The organism is Pseudokineococcus basanitobsidens, assembly GCF_037482545.1.
Lineage (GTDB): Bacteria > Actinomycetota > Actinomycetes > Actinomycetales > Quadrisphaeraceae > Pseudokineococcus > Pseudokineococcus basanitobsidens.
Window position 1 is genome coordinate 1 of sequence record NZ_JBBIAA010000006.1, and the last position, 16336, is coordinate 16336.

14 protein-coding genes and 1 tRNA gene are annotated in these 16336 nt (G+C 76.4%); 2 read left to right on the forward strand and 13 right to left on the reverse strand.

Annotated elements, in window-relative coordinates; all coding sequences use genetic code 11:
- The first annotated feature begins 588 nt into the window (after positions 1-588).
- The gene (locus tag WDZ17_RS07595) at positions 589-3435 is read left to right on the forward strand and encodes a leucine--tRNA ligase (protein WP_422631888.1); all 2847 of its coding nucleotides are present in this window, start codon (positions 589-591) and stop codon (positions 3433-3435) included.
- Positions 3436-3768: 333 nt separating this feature from the next.
- On the opposite strand, the gene WDZ17_RS07600 is transcribed toward WDZ17_RS07595, so the two are convergent.
- The 11 genes from WDZ17_RS07600 to WDZ17_RS07650 form a co-directional block, all read right to left on the reverse strand.
- Positions 3769-4725 (reverse strand): polysaccharide pyruvyl transferase family protein, encoded by a 957-nt coding sequence (locus WDZ17_RS07600; protein WP_339574546.1) that lies wholly within the window; start codon positions 4723-4725, stop codon positions 3769-3771.
- A gap of 146 nt (positions 4726-4871) precedes the next feature.
- The gene (locus WDZ17_RS07605) at positions 4872-5048 is read right to left on the reverse strand and encodes a DUF1059 domain-containing protein (RefSeq protein ID WP_339574547.1); all 177 of its coding nucleotides are present in this window, start codon (positions 5046-5048) and stop codon (positions 4872-4874) included.
- Positions 5049-5091: 43 nt separating this feature from the next.
- Entirely contained in the window at positions 5092-6360 is a 1269-nt protein-coding gene (locus WDZ17_RS07610; protein ID WP_339574548.1) for an EAL domain-containing protein, read from the reverse strand.
- A gap of 100 nt (positions 6361-6460) precedes the next feature.
- A complete protein-coding gene (locus tag WDZ17_RS07615) occupies positions 6461-8278 on the reverse strand; it encodes a metallophosphoesterase family protein (protein WP_339574549.1) in 1818 nt (605 codons plus the stop codon).
- Positions 8279-8572: 294 nt separating this feature from the next.
- Positions 8573-8645: transfer RNA gene (locus WDZ17_RS07620), tRNA-Ala, on the reverse strand.
- A 48-nt stretch (positions 8646-8693) separates the two neighbouring features.
- Positions 8694-9377 (reverse strand): histidine phosphatase family protein, encoded by a 684-nt coding sequence (locus WDZ17_RS07625; RefSeq protein ID WP_339574550.1) that lies wholly within the window; start codon positions 9375-9377, stop codon positions 8694-8696.
- Complete coding sequence (gene rsfS / locus WDZ17_RS07630; protein ID WP_339574551.1) at positions 9374-9787, reverse strand: ribosome silencing factor; 414 nt, start codon at positions 9785-9787, stop codon at positions 9374-9376. The genes WDZ17_RS07625 and rsfS overlap by 4 nt, the downstream gene beginning before the upstream one ends.
- Before the next feature lie 49 nt (positions 9788-9836).
- Positions 9837-10106 carry a hypothetical protein gene (locus tag WDZ17_RS07635; protein WP_339574552.1) on the reverse strand — a complete coding sequence of 90 codons (270 nt, stop codon included), beginning with the start codon at positions 10104-10106 and terminating at the stop codon, positions 9837-9839.
- On the reverse strand, positions 10103-10729 hold the full coding sequence (nadD, locus tag WDZ17_RS07640) for a nicotinate-nucleotide adenylyltransferase (protein ID WP_422631889.1): 627 nt from the start codon (positions 10727-10729) through the stop codon (positions 10103-10105). The genes WDZ17_RS07635 and nadD overlap by 4 nt, the downstream gene beginning before the upstream one ends.
- Positions 10730-10857: 128 nt before the next feature.
- A complete protein-coding gene (locus tag WDZ17_RS07645; RefSeq protein WP_339574554.1) occupies positions 10858-11082 on the reverse strand; it encodes a hypothetical protein in 225 nt (74 codons plus the stop codon).
- Between the two features lie 140 nt (positions 11083-11222).
- Positions 11223-12551 (reverse strand): glutamate-5-semialdehyde dehydrogenase, encoded by a 1329-nt coding sequence (locus WDZ17_RS07650; protein WP_339574555.1) that lies wholly within the window; start codon positions 12549-12551, stop codon positions 11223-11225.
- A 280-nt stretch (positions 12552-12831) separates the two neighbouring features.
- Here WDZ17_RS07650 and WDZ17_RS07655 point away from each other — a divergent pair, with 280 nt between their 5' ends.
- A complete protein-coding gene (locus WDZ17_RS07655; protein ID WP_339574556.1) occupies positions 12832-14205 on the forward strand; it encodes an RbtT/DalT/CsbX family MFS transporter in 1374 nt (457 codons plus the stop codon).
- 93 nt (positions 14206-14298) lie between these two features.
- On the opposite strand, the gene WDZ17_RS07660 is transcribed toward WDZ17_RS07655, so the two are convergent.
- Entirely contained in the window at positions 14299-15549 is a 1251-nt protein-coding gene (locus WDZ17_RS07660) for an SPFH domain-containing protein (protein WP_339574557.1), read from the reverse strand.
- A 31-nt stretch (positions 15550-15580) separates the two neighbouring features.
- The gene (locus WDZ17_RS07665; RefSeq protein ID WP_339574558.1) at positions 15581-16117 is read right to left on the reverse strand and encodes an NfeD family protein; all 537 of its coding nucleotides are present in this window, start codon (positions 16115-16117) and stop codon (positions 15581-15583) included.
- Positions 16118-16336 lie beyond the last annotated feature (219 nt).

Consider the following 16336-nt stretch of genomic DNA (forward strand, 5'->3'; position numbering starts at 1 on the left):
CCCCACCCACACGACCAGCAGCCCCAGCAGCAGCAGCCCCGGCGGCAGCGGCAGCAGCGGCAGCAGCGGCAGCAGCGGCAGCAGCGGGGAAGACCCCCCGGACGACGACACCGGCTACCCCGACCACGACACCGCCGCGACCGACACCACCTGGACGCGCCAGGCCACCGCACGCCACGAGACGCCGCCCAACAGCCGACACCGACCCCACGTGCACGACCAGCGGCCGCACCCGGACAAGCAAGACCCCACCGATGACCACGACGACCACCCACCCGACTCCTGGCGCGACGACCGACCACCACCCTTCTGACGCCGTCGACAGCGGCTACGAGGCCCGGGGCTCCGCTCGGCGACGCGCGGACCGCTCGCGCCCGAGCCGGGCGATCCCCGAGCGCACGGCCCCGACTACCCTCGGGAGTCGTGCCAGAGCAGACCGCCCCCGTCCCCCCGGCCAGCCCGTCCGACACCCACCGGACCGCTCCCGGCGGTGGCGACGGCAGCCCCGGCACCGCTCCGCCGGCGTCCTCCGGGGACGGCGGCGCCGCGGCTCCGGCGGCCCGGTACGACGCCGACCTCGCCGCACGCGTGGAGGCGCGGTGGCAGCAGCAGTGGGCCGACGACGACGTCTACGCGGCTCCCACGCGGCCGTCAGCGGGCGAGGTCGGCGCGGGACGCACGGCGTTCGTGATGGACATGTTCCCGTACCCCTCGGGGGCGGGCCTGCACGTCGGGCACCCGCTGGGCTACATCGCCACGGACGTCTACAGCCGCTACCTGCGCATGTCGGGCCGCGAGGTGCTCCACACGCTCGGCTACGACGCCTTCGGCCTGCCCGCGGAGCAGTACGCGGTGCAGACGGGCACGCACCCGCGCGTGTCCACGCTGGCCAACATCGCCACGATGCGCGAGCAGCTGCGCCGTCTGGGGCTCGGGCACGACCCCCACCGCTCGATCTCGACGATCGACCCCGGGTACTACCGCTGGACCCAGTGGATCTTCCTGCAGGTCTTCGGGTCCTGGTACGACGTGGACCGGCAGCGTGCCCGGCCGATCGCCGACCTCGTCGCCTCCTTCGAGGACGGCTCCCGCGCGACGCCCGACGGCCGCACCTGGGCGAGCCTCACCGCCGTCGAGCGCGACGACGTCCTGTCCGGGTACCGCCTCGCCTACGCCGACGAGGCACCGGTCAACTGGTGCCCCGGCCTCGGCACGGTCCTCGCGAACGAGGAGGTCACGGCCGACGGCCGGTCCGAGCGGGGCAACTTCCCCGTCTTCACCGCCTCGCTGCGCCAGTGGAAGATGCGGATCACCGCCTACGCGGACCGGCTGGTCGACGACCTCGAGCCGCTCGACTGGCCCGAGGCGATCAAGATCCAGCAGCGGCACTGGATCGGCCGCAGCCACGGCGCCCAGGTGCGCTTCGCCGTCTCCGGCGGCGAGGGCGCGGGGGACGGTGTCGTCGAGGTCTTCACCACGCGGGCCGACACGCTCTTCGGCACGAGCTACCTGGTGCTCGCGCCCGAGCACCCCCTCGTCGACACCGTGCTGCCGGCCGCGTGGCCGGAGCAGGCCCCGGGCGGCGGTCCGCTGCCCGCGACGTGGACCGACGGCGGCGCGACCCCCCGCGAGGCCGTGCACGCCTACGTGCGACGGGCCGCGGCCCGGTCCGACGCCGAGCGCCAGGCGGACGCCCGGGCGAAGACGGGTGTCTTCACCGGGGCGACCGCCACGAACCCCGCCACCGGCGAGCAGGTCCCCGTCTTCGTCGCCGACTACGTGCTCATGGGCTACGGCACGGGCGCCGTCATGGGCGTCGCCGGGCACGACCAGCGCGACTTCGAGTTCGCCCGCGCCCTCGACCTGCCGGTGCGCTGCGTCGTCGAGCCCGTGGACGGGCGCGGCACCGACACCTCCACCTGGCAGGACGCCTCCACCGGCAAGGGCTCGGTCGTCATGGGGTCGGACGGGCGCGCCACCCTGGGCGCCTACGGCGTCGTCCTGGACGGCCTGGGCGTCGAGGAGGCCGGCGAGCGCATGGCCACCTGGCTCTCCGAGCGCGGCCTCGGCCGAGCGACGACGACGTACCGGCTCCGGGACTGGCTCTTCAGCCGCCAGCGCTACTGGGGCGAGCCCTTCCCGGTCGTCTACGACGAGGACGGCGTCGCCCACGCGCTGCCCGACGACATGCTCCCGGTCGAGCTGCCGGAGGTCGACGACTACTCGCCGCGGACCTTCGACCCGGACGACGCGGCCACCTCCCCCGAGACGCCGCTGTCGCGGCGCGACGACTGGGTCCACGTCGAGCTCGACCTCGGCGACGGGCCGCGGACCTACCGGCGCGAGACCAACACGATGCCCAACTGGGCCGGGTCGTGCTGGTACGAGCTGCGCTACCTGGACCCCGACAACACCGAGCGCCTCGTCGACCCCGAGGTCGAGCGCGCCTGGATGGGTCCGCGCGAGGGCAAGCCCCTCGGCGGCGTCGACCTGTACGTGGGCGGGGCCGAGCACGCGGTGCTGCACCTGCTCTACGCCCGCTTCTGGCACAAGGTCCTGCACGACCTCGGCCACGTCAGCTCCTCGGAGCCGTTCCACCGCCTGTTCAACCAGGGGATGATCCAGGCGTACGTCTTCCGCGACGGGCGCGGCATCCCGGTCCCGGCCGCCGAGGTCGAGGAGTCCTCCGACGCGACGGGTGCCACCACGTACTCCTGGCGGGGCAGCCCGGTCACGCGCGAGCTCGGCAAGATGGGCAAGTCGCTGCGGAACGCCGTCGCGCCCGACGAGATCGCCGCCCAGTACGGCGCCGACACCCTGCGCCTGTACGAGATGGGCATGGGCCCGCTCGACGCGGCCCGGCCGTGGGAGACCCGCGCGGTCGTGGGCTCCTTCCGCTTCCTGCAGCGGCTGTGGCGCAACGTCGTGGACGAGGAGACCGGCGAGGTCCGGGTCACGGACGAGCCGGTGGACGACGCGACCGCCCGGGCCCTGGCCCGGACGGTGGAGGGTGTCCGGGCGGACTACGAGGGGCTGCGCCTCAACACCGCCCTCGCCAAGGTGATCGAGCTCAACAACCACCTCGTCAAGCGGGGCACGACGCCGCGGCCCGTCGCCGAGCAGCTCGTGCTGCTCGTCGCGCCGCTCGCACCGCACGTCGCGGAGGAGCTGTGGCACCGGCTCGGGTGCGAGGGGTCCGTCGTCCACGCCCCCTTCCCCGTCGCCGACGCGGCGATGCTCGTCGAGGACGAGGTGACCGCCGTCGTCCAGGTCCGCGGCAAGGTCCGCGCGCGCCTGCAGGTGCCCGCGGACATCACCGAGGACGACCTGCGCGACCTCGCGCTCGCCGCCGAGGGCGTGCAGCGCGTCGTCGGGGACGCCCCGGTCCGCAAGGTCGTCGTCCGGGCCCCCGGGCTCGTCAACGTCGTCGTCTGACCCGAGACGTGGACCTCGAGCTGCGCGACGACGGACGGCCGGGTCGACGGCGTACGGGCGCAGCGCCGCGTCGTCCTGCGCACCGGCGTCGTGCTCGACCGGGGGACGCCCGCCCTCGACCGGCTGCTCCTGCTGACCCGCCCGGGGGCGGCGGGCGGGTCGGCTCCGGGCGCCAGTGGGTGTCCTGGCTTCCCGTCGACGACTGGCTGGCCGTCGTGCGGCGGGTCCTGCACCCGGACGGCGCCCTGGACGGGGTCCTGGTCGCCAGCAGCCCGGCCCCGTGCGCGACGCGGAGCTGATGGCGGAGCTCCGGCGGGCCCGGCCGGGCGGCGCTCAGCCCAGCAGCGCGCCCAGCTCCTCCGCCGACCGGGCCAGCACGTGCCGGGCGGCGGGCAGGACGTCGGCGGCCGCGGCGCGCGCCTCCTGCGTGAGGGCCCACGCCAGCTGCTCCTGGACCCGCTCCGCGCTCACCTCCTGCGGCAGCAGCACGGGCCACCCCAGGGCCCGCCCCTGCGCCGCGACCTTGGCCCCGCCGTCGACGGGGTCCACGGCCACGACGGGCACGCCGTTCTTCAGCGCGAGCACGAGCCCGTGCAGGCGGCTGGAGACCACGACGTCGAGGCGGCGGACCAGCGCCTCGACCTGGGCGGGCGTCGACGGGACGTGCGGCTCGCCGGCGGCCAGGCGCGTGTCGAACGGCACGACGGCCGGCGGCCCCGAGGGCAGCGGCGCGGACGCCAGGGCGGGGAGCACGACGTCGTGGACGACGTCGTGGCGCTGCCGGTCCCCGTACTCGGTCTGCGCGTGCGCGGCGCACAGGCCGACGACGGGCACGTCGGGCACCGGGACGAGCAGGGAGGTGTCGGGTCGGGGCTCGCGGGCCGGGTCGCCGTCCCGCGCCAGCGCGGCGTGCAGCGGTGCGAGCCCGTCCACGACGGAGACGTCCACCCCGACGAGGCGGGCACGGGGGACGGCGTCGGCGAGGCGCTGCAGCGGGCGTCCCCTCGCCGGCCCGCACACCCACAGCACGACGTCGTAGCGGTCGGGGTCGAGGCGCTCGAGGTCGACGGTGGACCCGTCGTCCGGGGCGAAGGTCCGGGTCATGGCGACGTCGAAGGGACGTCCGAGGGTCTCGAGGTCCGCGACGGCGGCGTCCCGGGCGAGCAGGTCCCCCGCGGTGATCTCCCCGTCGGGGACGCTGAACCACCCCGTCACGAGGACGCGGCCGGCGCTTCGCCCGGTGGGCACGGTCGCCGGCGGGACGGCGGGCGAGCAGGAGGCGGAGGTCACCCTCGGACGCTCCCACGGCGCCGGCCCGGAGCCCCCGAGGGGGTCCGGGCGGTGCCCCGGACGAGCACCGCCCGCGTCCCCGCCGCGGCGGCGCGCGGCGAGGACGCGGGCGGTGCGCCCGTCGGGGACCGGCGGGTCGCCGGGGCTCAGGCGAGGGTGAGGATCCGGCCGCGGACCTGCTCCACGAGCTCGGGCGGTACCTCCGCGAGGCCGTGGTCGTCGAGGGCGTGGCGGCCGACCGACCCGAGGATCTCCTCCTCGCTCGGCGCGGTGAAGGTCTTGCGGCACCCCGGCACGACGTCGCCGCACGCGAACTGCTTCATGGTCACCTCCTGCAGGCGGGGCCGACCGTCGGCCCCAGCGAGGTCATCGGCGGGCGACGCCCTCGGCGAGCGCCGTGAGGCGCGCCATCACCCGTTCGACGCGCACGACGCCCGCCGCGCGGCCGACGTCGTCCACGACGACGACGGGGTCGAAGCGCACGGCCGCGGGTCGCGCGACGACCCGTCGGGCCAGCTCCACGACGCTCTCCGAGGGGCGGGTGCGCAGGCTCACCGGGACGGCGCGGTGGCCGCCCTCGTCACCGCGCCGGCGCGGGAGGAGCACCTGGGCGGGGTGGGCGTGCGCGTCCAGCCGCAGCGCCACCTCGCCCTGGGCCAGGGCGAGCGGGGCGCCGGCGAGGGGGTCCTCGCACCGGACGGGCTCGACGAGGCTCGCCACGTCCTCCACGAAGGAGACCCGGGCGACGGCGCTGCGCAGGCGCGCGGCGACGACCGGGTCGAGGGGCTCGAACGCCGAGGTCGGCCGGGCGAGCAGGTAGCCCTGGGCCAGGGGGACGCCGAGCCGCAGGAAGGCGTCCATCTCCTCCCACGTCTCCACGCCCTCGGCGAGCAGCCACGCGTCGAGGCGCCCCGCGAGCTCCCCGAGCATCTCCGCGAGGGCGAGCTTCGCCTCGTCCCGGTGGATCCCGGCGACGAGCGCCCGGTCGAGCTTGACGATGTGCGGCCGCACGGTCGTCAGCTGCTGCAGGCCCGAGTAGCCGGAGCCCGCGTCGTCCAGCGCGACCAGCGCACCGCGGGCGGAGAGGGCGTCGCGCAGGGCGACGACGGGCGTCAGGTCGGCGACCTCGGTGTGCTCGGTGAGCTCGAGGACGAGCGGGGACAGGTCGCCGGCGGACAGGAGCAGGTCGATCATCACCGGCTCGCCGAGGAGGTGCGGGCTGACGTTGACGGTGAGGAAGCAGTTGTCGGGCAGGTCGGCCCGCATCTCCAGCGCCCGGGCGACGACGAGCGCCTCCAGCTCCGCGCCGCGGCCCAGGCGGTCGGCGGCGGCGAACCACAGGTCGGGGGTGAGGTGGCGCGGGCCGTCGAAGCGCGAGAGGACCTCGTAGCCCGCGACGACGGCCTGCGCCACGTCGACGACCGGCTGGACGACGAGCCGCAGCCGCGACGGGTCGGCGAGGACCCCGGCGACGAGCCGCTCCCAGTCGGGCTCCTCGGGGCGCCGCGGCGCCGGCAGCCCCGCCGCACCCGCGCCGGCCGGGGCGGGCGCGGGAGCCGCGGCCGTCGACCGGGTCCCCGCCGCGGCGGGCGGGTGGCGCGCGTCGTCGCCGTGGGGCACGGAGCTCGGGGTCATGCCCGTCCGGATCGGCACCCGACCGCCCCCGGTCCACCCGTCGACGCACCGCTCACGCGGTCGGCGGCAGGCGGAGCCCGCACGAGCACAGCGGCGACGGTCAGCCGGCGTCGACGCCCTCCCCGGACGAGCCGGCCGCGTCCGGTGCCTCGGCGTCCGGGCCGTCAGCGGTGGGAGCCGAGGTGGCCACGGCGTCCCCGCCCTCGGGCAGCGCCGGGCGCCCGGGCACGTCGGCAGGGCTCGTCTCCTCGTCGGAGGCGCCGGGGGCCAGGGACGGCGAGGGCTCGGCGTCGACGCCGGCGTCCACCGCCGGCCACGCCCGCCAGGGCCCGACCGTGACCTCCTGGTCGGGCGTCACGCTGACGACGCGCCAGGACAGGACGTCCCCGGTCGACCCGTCGACCCGCAGGAGGGTCATCTCCGCCGTGCCGTGGAGCGGCCCCACCGTGGGCTGGCCGAGCGTGGCTCCCGCGGTGCTCGAGGAGATGTACCGGATGCCCTCGCCGACCTGCTCCGGGTCCGTGCGCACGTGGTAGTGGCCGGACACCTGCGCGGGGACGCACCCCGTGCCCAGGGCCGGCTCCCCGACCGAGGGGTCGTGGACCAGCAGCAGGTCGACGTCGCCGTCGTCGCAGGCGGTGCGGGCCAGACGGTCCGCCACCTCCGCCGCGGAGGACCCGCCCGCGGAGGACGTGCCCTGCAGGATCCTCGTCGCCCGCGGGTCCGGGGCCCCCAGCACGCGCAGCCCGGCGACCTCCACGACGTCGCCCTCCAGGACGGTCCAGCCGGCGTCCCGCTCCTGCGAGGAGGTCGTCGCGCTGTCGTGGTTGCCGTCGGCGACGACGACGGGCACGTCGTCGGGCAGCGCGCCGGCGACGGCGCTGACGCACGTCTGCTCGACGCTCGTGCCGTTGACCGTCGTGTCACCGGCGTCCAGCACCAGGTCCACCGAGGCCAGCTCGGCGAGCCGGCCGATCGGCTCCGCCATCCCGACGTTGCAGTGCAGGTCGCTGACGACGAGCGCGGTGCGGACGTCGTCGCGAGGGGACGGCGACGGGCTCGCGGTGCTCGCCGCGGCCGGGGCGGCCGCGGAGGAGGCCGCCGCGGACGGGACACCCGCCGAGGGGGTCGCCGTCGTGGACGGACCGGGACCGGCGACGTCCCCCACCACCGGGTCGTCGGTGGACCGCTGCGCCCACGCCCGCTCGAGCCGGTCGGTCACCTCGTCGTAGAACTCGTCGTTCTGCCGGATCTCGTCGGTGACGTAGCCGGCGACGAGGTCGACGACGCCGGCGAGGCGCCCGGTGATGCGTGCCCCCTCCAGCGGTGTGCCGTCGAAGACGGGCGAGGCCTCCTGGCTGCTCGCGTCCTGGGGCGCCTCCGGACGAGCACCGGCGGCCACCGCCGCACCGACCAGCGCCACCACGAGCAGCACCGCGCCGACGACCCGGTGCCGCCCCGCGAGCGCGGCCAGCTCGTCGCGTCGCCGACGGCCCAGCGCCAGCCGCAGGAAGACGGCGGCGGCCACGAGCACGGCCCAGGCCACCAGCCAGCGCCGGACGGCGTCGGTGACGAGGTCGTGCGTCACGACGTCGATCGTCGCCTGGGGCGCCGCGAACAGCTGCAGGTAGCGCTGCAGGTCCCCGCCGAGGAGGTCGAGGGTCCGGTCGGGCGTCCCGATGTCGGTCACCCCGCGGGGGATCTCCTCCACGACGACGTCCAGGCCGAGGTGCACGGGCAGGGGCGAGTCGACGACGAGCGCCCCCAGCGGTCCGAGGTCCAGGGCGACCTCGCCGTCGGTCGTGACCTCGTAGTCGGCCACGTGCGGGCCGAGGCTCGCCTGCGCAGAGGCGGTCGTCACGCCGACGACGGCCGCCAGCAGGCCCAGGACGACGACGAGGGCGGCCCAGGCGGCCACCGCACGCCGACGGGGGCGTCCGCGGCGACCACCCTCCCCGGCGGGCGGGCCGTCCCCCGGACGCCTCCCGGCGCGGCCCCGGTGGGAGCCCCGCCGGCTCGGCGGGTCCGGCAGCGGGGTGGACGGCGGCGGAGCTGCGGGCACGCCCCGATCATCACCCGGCGCCGGGCCCGCGGTCATCCCGGGCCGGAGCCCGTCCCTCCGACGGCGCCCGGCACGCCCGACGGCGAGTCGCCCGCGACGACGAGGGGCCCGCCCCCTGCCGGGGGCGGGCCCCTCGTCGTGCGGTCGCGGTGGAGCTGAGGGGACTCGAACCCCTGACCCCCTCCATGCCATGGAGGTGCGCTACCAGCTGCGCCACAGCCCCGGACCGTCCCGATCGGTGGCTCGGACCGCCACCAGGACGCCGCAGAGACTAGCCCGCGCGCTCGGGGCGCTCCAAATCGCCCCCGCCGGCGGCGGTCCGGGCGGCACCCGCCCGCGCCCAGACGCCGGCGTTGTGCTCCAGGAGACGCCACGTCCCGCCCCCGGACCGCACGAGCGTCGTCCAGCGCGCGTTCCGCAGCCCCGTGAGCACGCCGCCGTCGGGGAGTCCGAGCAGGCGCACGAGGCCCGCCCCCAGCGACCCCCCGTGCCCGACGCAGACCAGCACCTGGCCGTCGTCGAGCCCGGCGGACTGCTCCCGGACCGCTGCGGCCACGCGGGTCCCCGCCTGCGCCCGCGTCTCCCCGCCGTCCCCGGCGGGGACCTCCTCGCCGGCCAGCCAGGCGGCGTGCTCCTGCGGCCAGCCGGCCGCGATCTCCTCGCGGCGCAGCCCCTGCCAGGCGCCGCCGTGGACCTCGCGCAGCCGCGGGTCGAGCGTCACCGGGAGGTCGGCCGCCAGCGCGAGCGCCCCGGCCGTGCCGCGCGCCCGCGCGAGGTCGGAGCTGACGACGCGGACCGGCCGGCGCGCGGCGAGGACGGCGGCGGCCGCCTCCACCTGGGCCAGGCCCTCGTCGTCGAGGGGGATGTCGGTGTGGCCCTGCCACCGGCCCTCGACGTTCCACGCGGTGCGGCCGTGCCGCCAGAGGACGACCTGAGGGGCGGCGGCCCCGCTCATGCGCCCAGGTCCGTGCGGTCGCCACCCTCCGTGCGGCCCGCGCCCGCCGTCACGGACTCGGGGAGCTCGACCACCGGGCAGTCCTTCCAGAGCCGCTCGAGGGCGTAGTAACGACGGTCCTCGGCCTGCTGGACGTGGACGACGACGTCGGCGTAGTCGAGCAGCACCCACCGGGCCTCGGTGACGCCCTCCCGCCGGACGGGCGCTGCCCCCATCGAGCGCAGACGCTCCTCGACGGCGTCGACGATGGCGCGCACCTGCCGGTCGGAGTCGCCCGAGGCGAGGACGAAGACGTCGGTGATGACGAGCTGCTCGCTGACGTCGAGCGCGAGCACCTCGCCGGCGAGCCGGTCGGCGGCCGCCTCGGCGGCGGCGCGGGCGAGCTCGAGCGAGCGGGCGGTGGCGGTCACAGGTCCTCCAGGTGCGCCGCGGCACCTCGCCGCAGCAACGGCCAGGGTCTCATCCGGCGTCGGGCCCCGGGGCCACGTCGTCCGGGGCCACGTCGTCCGGGGCCACGTCGTCCGCCGCGACGTCGTCCCGGCCCCCCGCCGCCCGCCGGGCCTGCTCGGCGGCCTCGTCGCCCTCGACGTCGGAGCCGGCCGGGCGCCCCGCGTGGCCCGTCGGCGTCTCGACGTCCGCCTGGCCCTGGGAGGCCGTCGCCGCGAGGTCGTCCGCGGCGCGCTCCAGGCCGTCGCGGCCCCCGTCCGACCCGCTCTCCCGCTCGCTCACCGCAGGGCTCCCGAGGGCGCCGTGGGTCGCCCGAGGGACCCCGCACCGGCGCCCGCGGTCTCCGGGGCGTACAGACGGTGCTTGCCGATGTACTGCACGACGCCGTCCGGCACGAGGTACCAGACGGGGTCGCCGCGGGCGACGCGCTCGCGGCAGTCCGTCGAGGAGATGGCCAGCGCCGGGATCTCCAGCAGGCTGACCCGGTCGGCCGGCAGCCCCGTGGCGGCGAGCTCGTGGCCGGGGCGGGTGACGCCGACGAAGTGGGCGAGGTCCCACACCTCGTCGGCGTCCTTCCAGCCGAGGATCTGCTGCAGCGCGTCGGCGCCCGTGATGAAGAACAGCTGCGCGTCGCCCGTGGTCGCCCGCAGGTCCCGGAGCGTGTCGACCGTGTAGGTCGGCCCGGGACGGTCGACGTCCACCCGGCTCACGGTGAAGGAGGGGTTGGAGGCCGTCGCCACGACGGTCATGAGGTAGCGGTGCTCCGCGTCCGTGACCTCGCGGTGGTCCTTCTGCCAGGGCCGGCCGGTGGGGACGAAGACGACCTCCTCCAGCCCGAAGACGCTGGCGACCTCGCTCGCCGCCACCAGGTGCCCGTGGTGCACCGGGTCGAAGGTGCCGCCCATCACCCCGATCCGCCGGCGGCCGGGGGACGGGACCGGCAGCGGCCTGGCCCCGGGTGCCGCCGGGTCCTGCACGCGGGCCTCCGCCGGGTCCTGCACGCCGGCCTCCGCCGGGTCGGGACCGGAGGGCCTCAGTGCCTGGCGCCCGCGTCGTGCGGGGCGGCGTGCGGGCCGTCGTGCAGCCCGTCGTGGTCGCGGTGCCGGCTGCCCACGCTGCGGAAGGCGTAGGTGACGAGGAGCACGGCGATGAGCGCGCCGAAGGCGATGAGCCCGAAGAAGAACGAGTCGAACGGCAGCTCGTTGACGGCCTCGTGCTCGGCCTCCCCGGACGCCAGGACGCTCACGACGCTCAGCATGGGTGCCTCTCCTCGCGGGGGTGCGGACCGACCCCGCCCGGGTGCGGTGCCGGGCGGACGTTCGGTGGTGCAGGTGCGGTGAGTCTGCCACGGCGCCGCTGGGGCCCCGGGCCGGCTCGTCGTCCCCGGGGCCGGGGCGCTCACGCGCGCACGTGCCCGTCCCCGGTGACGACCCACCGCGTCGTCGTGAGCTCGGCGAGCCCCATGGGGCCGCGCGCGTGCAGCTTCTGCGTGGAGATGCCGACCTCCGCCCCCAGCCCGAGCTGCGCCCCGTCGGTGAAGCGGGTGGAGGCGTTGACCATGACGGCCGCGGAGTCGACCTCGGCCGCGAAGCGCTCGGCCGTCGCGAGGTCACGCGTGACCACGGCCTCGGTGTGCCCCGTGGACCAGCGGTCGACGTGGGCGAGCGCGGCGTCGAGGTCCGGGACGACCCGCACGGCGAGCTCGAGGGCGAGGTACTCGGTGGCCCAGTCCTCGTCGGTGGCCGCCTCGACCTCCACGCCGTCGAGACCCTCCGCAGCCGCCAGCACGACGTCGTCGCCGTGCAGGCGGACGCCGGCGGAGGCCATCGCCGTCAGCAGGGGCGGGAGGAAGGCGTCGGCGACGGCGGCGTGCACGAGGACCGTCTCGGCGGAGTTGCAGACGCTCGTGCGCTGCGTCTTGCTGTTGAGCGCGATCGCGAGGGCCGCGTCCAGGTCCGCGGCGGCGTCGACGTAGACGTGGCAGTTGCCGGTCCCCGTCTCGATCACCGGGACGGTGGCCGAGCGCACGACCTCGGCGATGAGCCCGGCGCCGCCGCGGGGGACGAGGACGTCGACGAGCCCGCGGGCGCGCATGAGGTGCTGCACGCCGTCGCGCCCGTGCTCGTCGACGGTGCTGACGAGGTCGGGCGGCAGCCCCTGCGCGGACAACGCCTCCCGCAGCACCGCGACGACGACGGCGTTGGTCTCCCGCGCCGCCGACCCCCCGCGGAGCACGACGGCGTTGCCGCTCTTGAGGGCGAGCGCGGCGGCGTCGACCGTGACGTTCGGGCGCGCCTCGTACACGACGGCGACGACGCCCATCGGCACGCGCAGCTGCCGCAGGCGCAGCCCGTTCGGCAGGGTCTGCCCCCGGACGACCTCGCCGACCGGGTCCGGCAGCGCGGCGACGTCGCGGACGGCGTCGGCGACCGCGACCAGCCGCTCCTCGTCGAGGCGGAGGCGGTCGAGCAGGCCGCCGGCGAGGCCCTCCGCCGCACCGCGCCGCAGGTCGCGCGCGTTGGCCTCGACGACGCGCGACGCCTGCGCCACGAGGGCGTCGGCGACGGCGCGCAGCGCGGCGTCCTTGCGGTCGCGGGTCGCGGTGGCGAGCACGCGGCTCGCCGCGCGGGCGGCCCGGCAGGTGGCCAGCACGGCCGACTCGACCGCCGCTCCGCCGTCCCGGACGTCGTCGCCGCCGACCGCGGGAGCCGCCAGGGTCTCCGTCATGCCCGGGAGGGTAGGCGAGAGCCGCACGTCGGGGCGTGCTCGACCAGCAGGGCGGACGTCGGACGACGCACCCCGGTCGCCACCGCGACCGCGGACCGTCCCGCTCGTCCCGAGCCACCCAGCCAGCGGGAACATGTGCGCAGCACAGATGTGCCGTAGGCTCCCGCCCGTCGGCTCGGCGTCCGTCCGGGCGCCGGCGCGACGACCAGCAGGAGCGACGAGGGTCCGCGCCGGTCAGCAGCCCGACGGCCCCGTCCCTCCGTCCGACGAGAGGGGACCCATGAGCGCGCAGTCGCACAGCTCCGCCGGGGGCGCAGGAGGGACGGCCGCAGCCGTCGGGGCCGGCGGGCGTCTCGCCCGGCTGGGCATCCCGTACCCGCTGCGGTGGGGGTTCCTCGGCGTCCTGGTCTTCATGACCGGCCACGGCGTCGAGTCGAACTTCATCGAGCCGCACATGACCGAGGCCGTCGGCGCCGACAACGTCGTGGCGACGATCATCGCGATCTACGGCGTGGCGGTGATCGTCGGGTCCTACCTCTCCGGGGCGCTGTCCGACCTCTTCGGGCCGCGGAAGATCATGCTGCTCGGCTTCCTCGTGTGGATGGTCTTCCAGGTCCTGTTCATCGGCGCCCTCGCCACCGGCTCCACGGCCCTCGTGCTCGTGACGTACTTCTTCCGCGGCTTCGGCTACCCGCTCTTCGCCTTCGCCTTCCTGGTGTGGATCAACTCGGTCGTCTCCGTCGAGCGCAACGGGGTCGCGGTGGGGTGGTTCTACGTGATGTTCACCGGTGGCCTGCCGACCCTGGGCTCCCTCTTCGCGCTGGGGGCCATCCCCGCCCTCGGCGGGGGCTACCAGGGCGAGACCGGCGCCATGATCGCCTCGATGGCCCTGGTCGTCGCCGGCTTCCTCCTCGTCTGGCTGAAGGTGAAGGAGGAGCACGGCTACCGCCGGCTCGCCCCGGCGGGAGAGTCCGCCGGACGCGTCATGACGAGCGGGCTGCGCCTCACGGCGCGCGAGCCGAAGGTGCTCATGGGCTTCCTCGTGCGGCTCATCAACACCTCGCCGCAGTACGGGATGTTCATCGTGCTGCCGACCGTCATCGCGACCGAGCGTGAGTTCGGGCAGAGCCGGTGGCTGCTCATGACGGTGTTCGTCTACGCCGGCAACATCCTCGTCAACGCCCTCTTCGGCCAGGTCGGCGACAGGATCGGCTGGGTCCGCACCGTCCGCTGGTTCGGCATCTTCGGCTCGTCGCTGGGTCTGCTGGCGTGGTGGTACGTGCCGCAGGCGGTCCCCGCCGGCAGCGACTGGGGCTACTGGCTCTCGGTGCTGGCAGGCGTCGCCTTCGGCGTCCTGCTCGCCGGTTTCGTCCCGATGGGCGCGATCATGCCCAACCTCGTCCCCGAGCACAAAGGGGCGGCGATGGCCATGTACACCACCGCCGCGGGCGGCGCGGCCTTCTCCGGTGCGGCCGTCGTCGCGGTCGTGCAAGCCTTCGGCGGCGGGGGCCAGGCCGTGGTCTGGTCGTTCGTCGGCCTCTACGCCGTCGCCTTCGTCCTCGTCGGCTTCCTCACGGTCCCCCAGGACGAGGCGTCGGCCCACGCCCTGCTCGAGGAGCGGGAGGCCGAGCTCGGGGTCGAGCACCGCGGCTGACGTCGCGAGGGGCCCGGCGAGGGGGCCTGGACGGCTGCCACCCCGCGCCGGCGTCGGCCCGTCCTCGCGCCGTCGCGGAGACCGGCCCTCCTGTCAGCCCGGTCGGTCGCCCTCCTCCGTCGGCGTCGACCGCCGGGGGGCCTGCTGCCGGCGTTCGGCGTCACCCGTGCTCGCCCCCGCCTGCTCGGGCGAGCGGGGCGCCTCGTCCGGGTCGGGGTCGCCGGCCACGGGCGGGACGTCTCCGCCGCTGGCCGGGGCGCGCCGCCCGCGCCGCGTGGCGGACTCGCTGTCGGCCGCCTCCTGGGTCGCCCCCTGCGCCTCCTCCCGCGCCCGGCGCAGGGCCTCCCCCGGGTCCTCCAGCGTCGGGGCGTCGAGATCGCTCGCGATGCCGCCCGGGTCGACCTCGTGCGGCTGCTCGTCAGCGTCCCCGCCACCGGACCCGTCGCCGCCGCCCGAGCCGCCCCCCTGGCGGCCGAGGACGTCGCCGACGCCCTTCAGCGCGCTGCTCAGCTCGCTGGGGATCACCCAGACCTTGTTGGCGTCCCCCTGGGCGATCTGCGGGAGCGTCTGGAGGTACTGGTAGGCGAGCAGGCTGGGCGTCGGGTTGCCCCGGTGGATGGCGCCGAACACCTCCACGATGGCGCGCGAGCGCCCCTGCGCCTCGAGGATGGCGGCCTGCGCCTGCCCCTCGGCCCGCAGGACGGCCGACTGCTTGTCGCCCTGGGCGGTGAGGATCTGGCTCTGCTTGACCCCCTCGGCGTTGAGGATGGTGGCGCGCCGGTCCCGCTCGGCCCGCATCTGCTTCTCCATCGAGTCCTGCACGCTGGCGGGCGGGTCGATGGCCTTAAGCTCGACGCGGTTGACGCGCACGCCCCAGCGCCCGGTCGCCTCGTCGAGGACCCCGCGCAGCTGCCCGTTGATCTGGTCGCGGCTCGTCAGCGTTTGCTCGAGGTCGAGCGAGCCGACGACGTTGCGCAGCGTCGTGACGGTCAGCTGCTCGATGCCCTGGATGTAGTTGGCGATCTCGTACGTCGCCGACCGCGGGTCCGTCGGCTGGAAGTAGATGACGGAGTCGATGCTCACGACGAGGTTGTCGCTGGTGATGACCGGCTGGGGCGGGAAGGACACGACCTGCTCCCGCAGGTCGACGGTCGCCCGCGGCTTGTCGATGAAGGGCACGAGGAAGTGCAGGCCGGCGTCGAGGGTCCGGGAGTACCGCCCGAGCCGCTCGATGATGACGGCACTCGCCTGCGGCACGATCCGTACCGCCTTGACGACCGTCGCGACGACGAAGACGACGAGCAGGACGAGGACGACGTAGAGGGCGAGCGTCCCGGGGGTCATGCGGGGCTCCGTCCGGTCGAGGGCATGAGTCTCATGACGGGCTCCAGGGGCTCGGGGCGGGACCGCCGGCCGGGTCGGGGCCCGGGGCGGGGCGGGTGGGCGGGTCGGTCGGGGGTAGGGCCCGCACGACGGCGGTGGCCCCGTCGATGCGCACGACCTCGACGTCGGCGCCGACGGGCAGGACGCCGCCCGCCCCCGCGGCGGGCTCGGTCCGCGCGCTCCAGACCTCGCCGCGGACCTTGACGCGTCCGTCGCGGGGGGTGACCTGCTCGAGCACCTCGGCGCGCTGGCCGAGGTTGCCCTCGGTCCCGGTGCGGACCATCGGCACGCGCGGCCGGACGTAGCGCAGGGCCAGCGGCCGGGCCACGGCGAGCAGGACGGCGGCGGCCACGGCGAAGGTGATGACCTGGAGCGGGAAGGTGAGGCCGAGGGCGGCGGACAGCGCCGCGACGAGCGCGGCCGCGGCGACCATGCCGAAGACGAAGTCCAGCGAGGCGATCTCCACGGCGCCGAGCGCCAGCGCCAGCCCGACCCAGAGCAGCCACTGCAGGTCGTCCCAGCCGTCCACCGCGCACCCCCGCACCCGTCGTCGGAGCCGGCGCGGCAGCGGCGCTGCGGGCGCCCCTGCGCGTCCGGCGTGGCCCGACCCTAGCCTCCGGCCCCGACGTCGGTGCCGGGTGCGGGGGTGCCGGGTGCGGGGGTGCCGGGTGCGGGGGTGCCGGGTGCGGGGGTGCCGGGTGCGGGGGTGCCGGGTGCGGGGGTGCCGGGTGCGGGGGTGCCGGGTGCG

What these genes read in the sequence shown, in the direction of transcription:
- WDZ17_RS07605 (WP_339574547.1), bottom strand. Translation starts at nt 5,048, where the DNA reads ATGAAGCAGTTCGCGTGCGGCGACGTCGTGCCGGGGTGCCGCAAGACC.
- WDZ17_RS07610 (WP_339574548.1), bottom strand. Translation starts at nt 6,360, where the DNA reads ATGACCCCGAGCTCCGTGCCCCACGGCGACGACGCGCGCCACCCGCCC.
- WDZ17_RS07625 (WP_339574550.1), bottom strand. Translation starts at nt 9,377, where the DNA reads ATGAGCGGGGCCGCCGCCCCTCAGGTCGTCCTCTGGCGGCACGGCCGC.
- nadD (WP_422631889.1), bottom strand. Translation starts at nt 10,729, where the DNA reads ATGGGCGGCACCTTCGACCCGGTGCACCACGGGCACCTGGTGGCGGCG.
- WDZ17_RS07645 (WP_339574554.1), bottom strand. Translation starts at nt 11,082, where the DNA reads ATGCTGAGCGTCGTGAGCGTCCTGGCGTCCGGGGAGGCCGAGCACGAG.
- WDZ17_RS07650 (WP_339574555.1), bottom strand. Translation starts at nt 12,551, where the DNA reads ATGACGGAGACCCTGGCGGCTCCCGCGGTCGGCGGCGACGACGTCCGG.
- WDZ17_RS07655 (WP_339574556.1), top strand. Translation starts at nt 12,832, where the DNA reads ATGAGCGCGCAGTCGCACAGCTCCGCCGGGGGCGCAGGAGGGACGGCC.
- WDZ17_RS07660 (WP_339574557.1), bottom strand. Translation starts at nt 15,549, where the DNA reads ATGACCCCCGGGACGCTCGCCCTCTACGTCGTCCTCGTCCTGCTCGTC.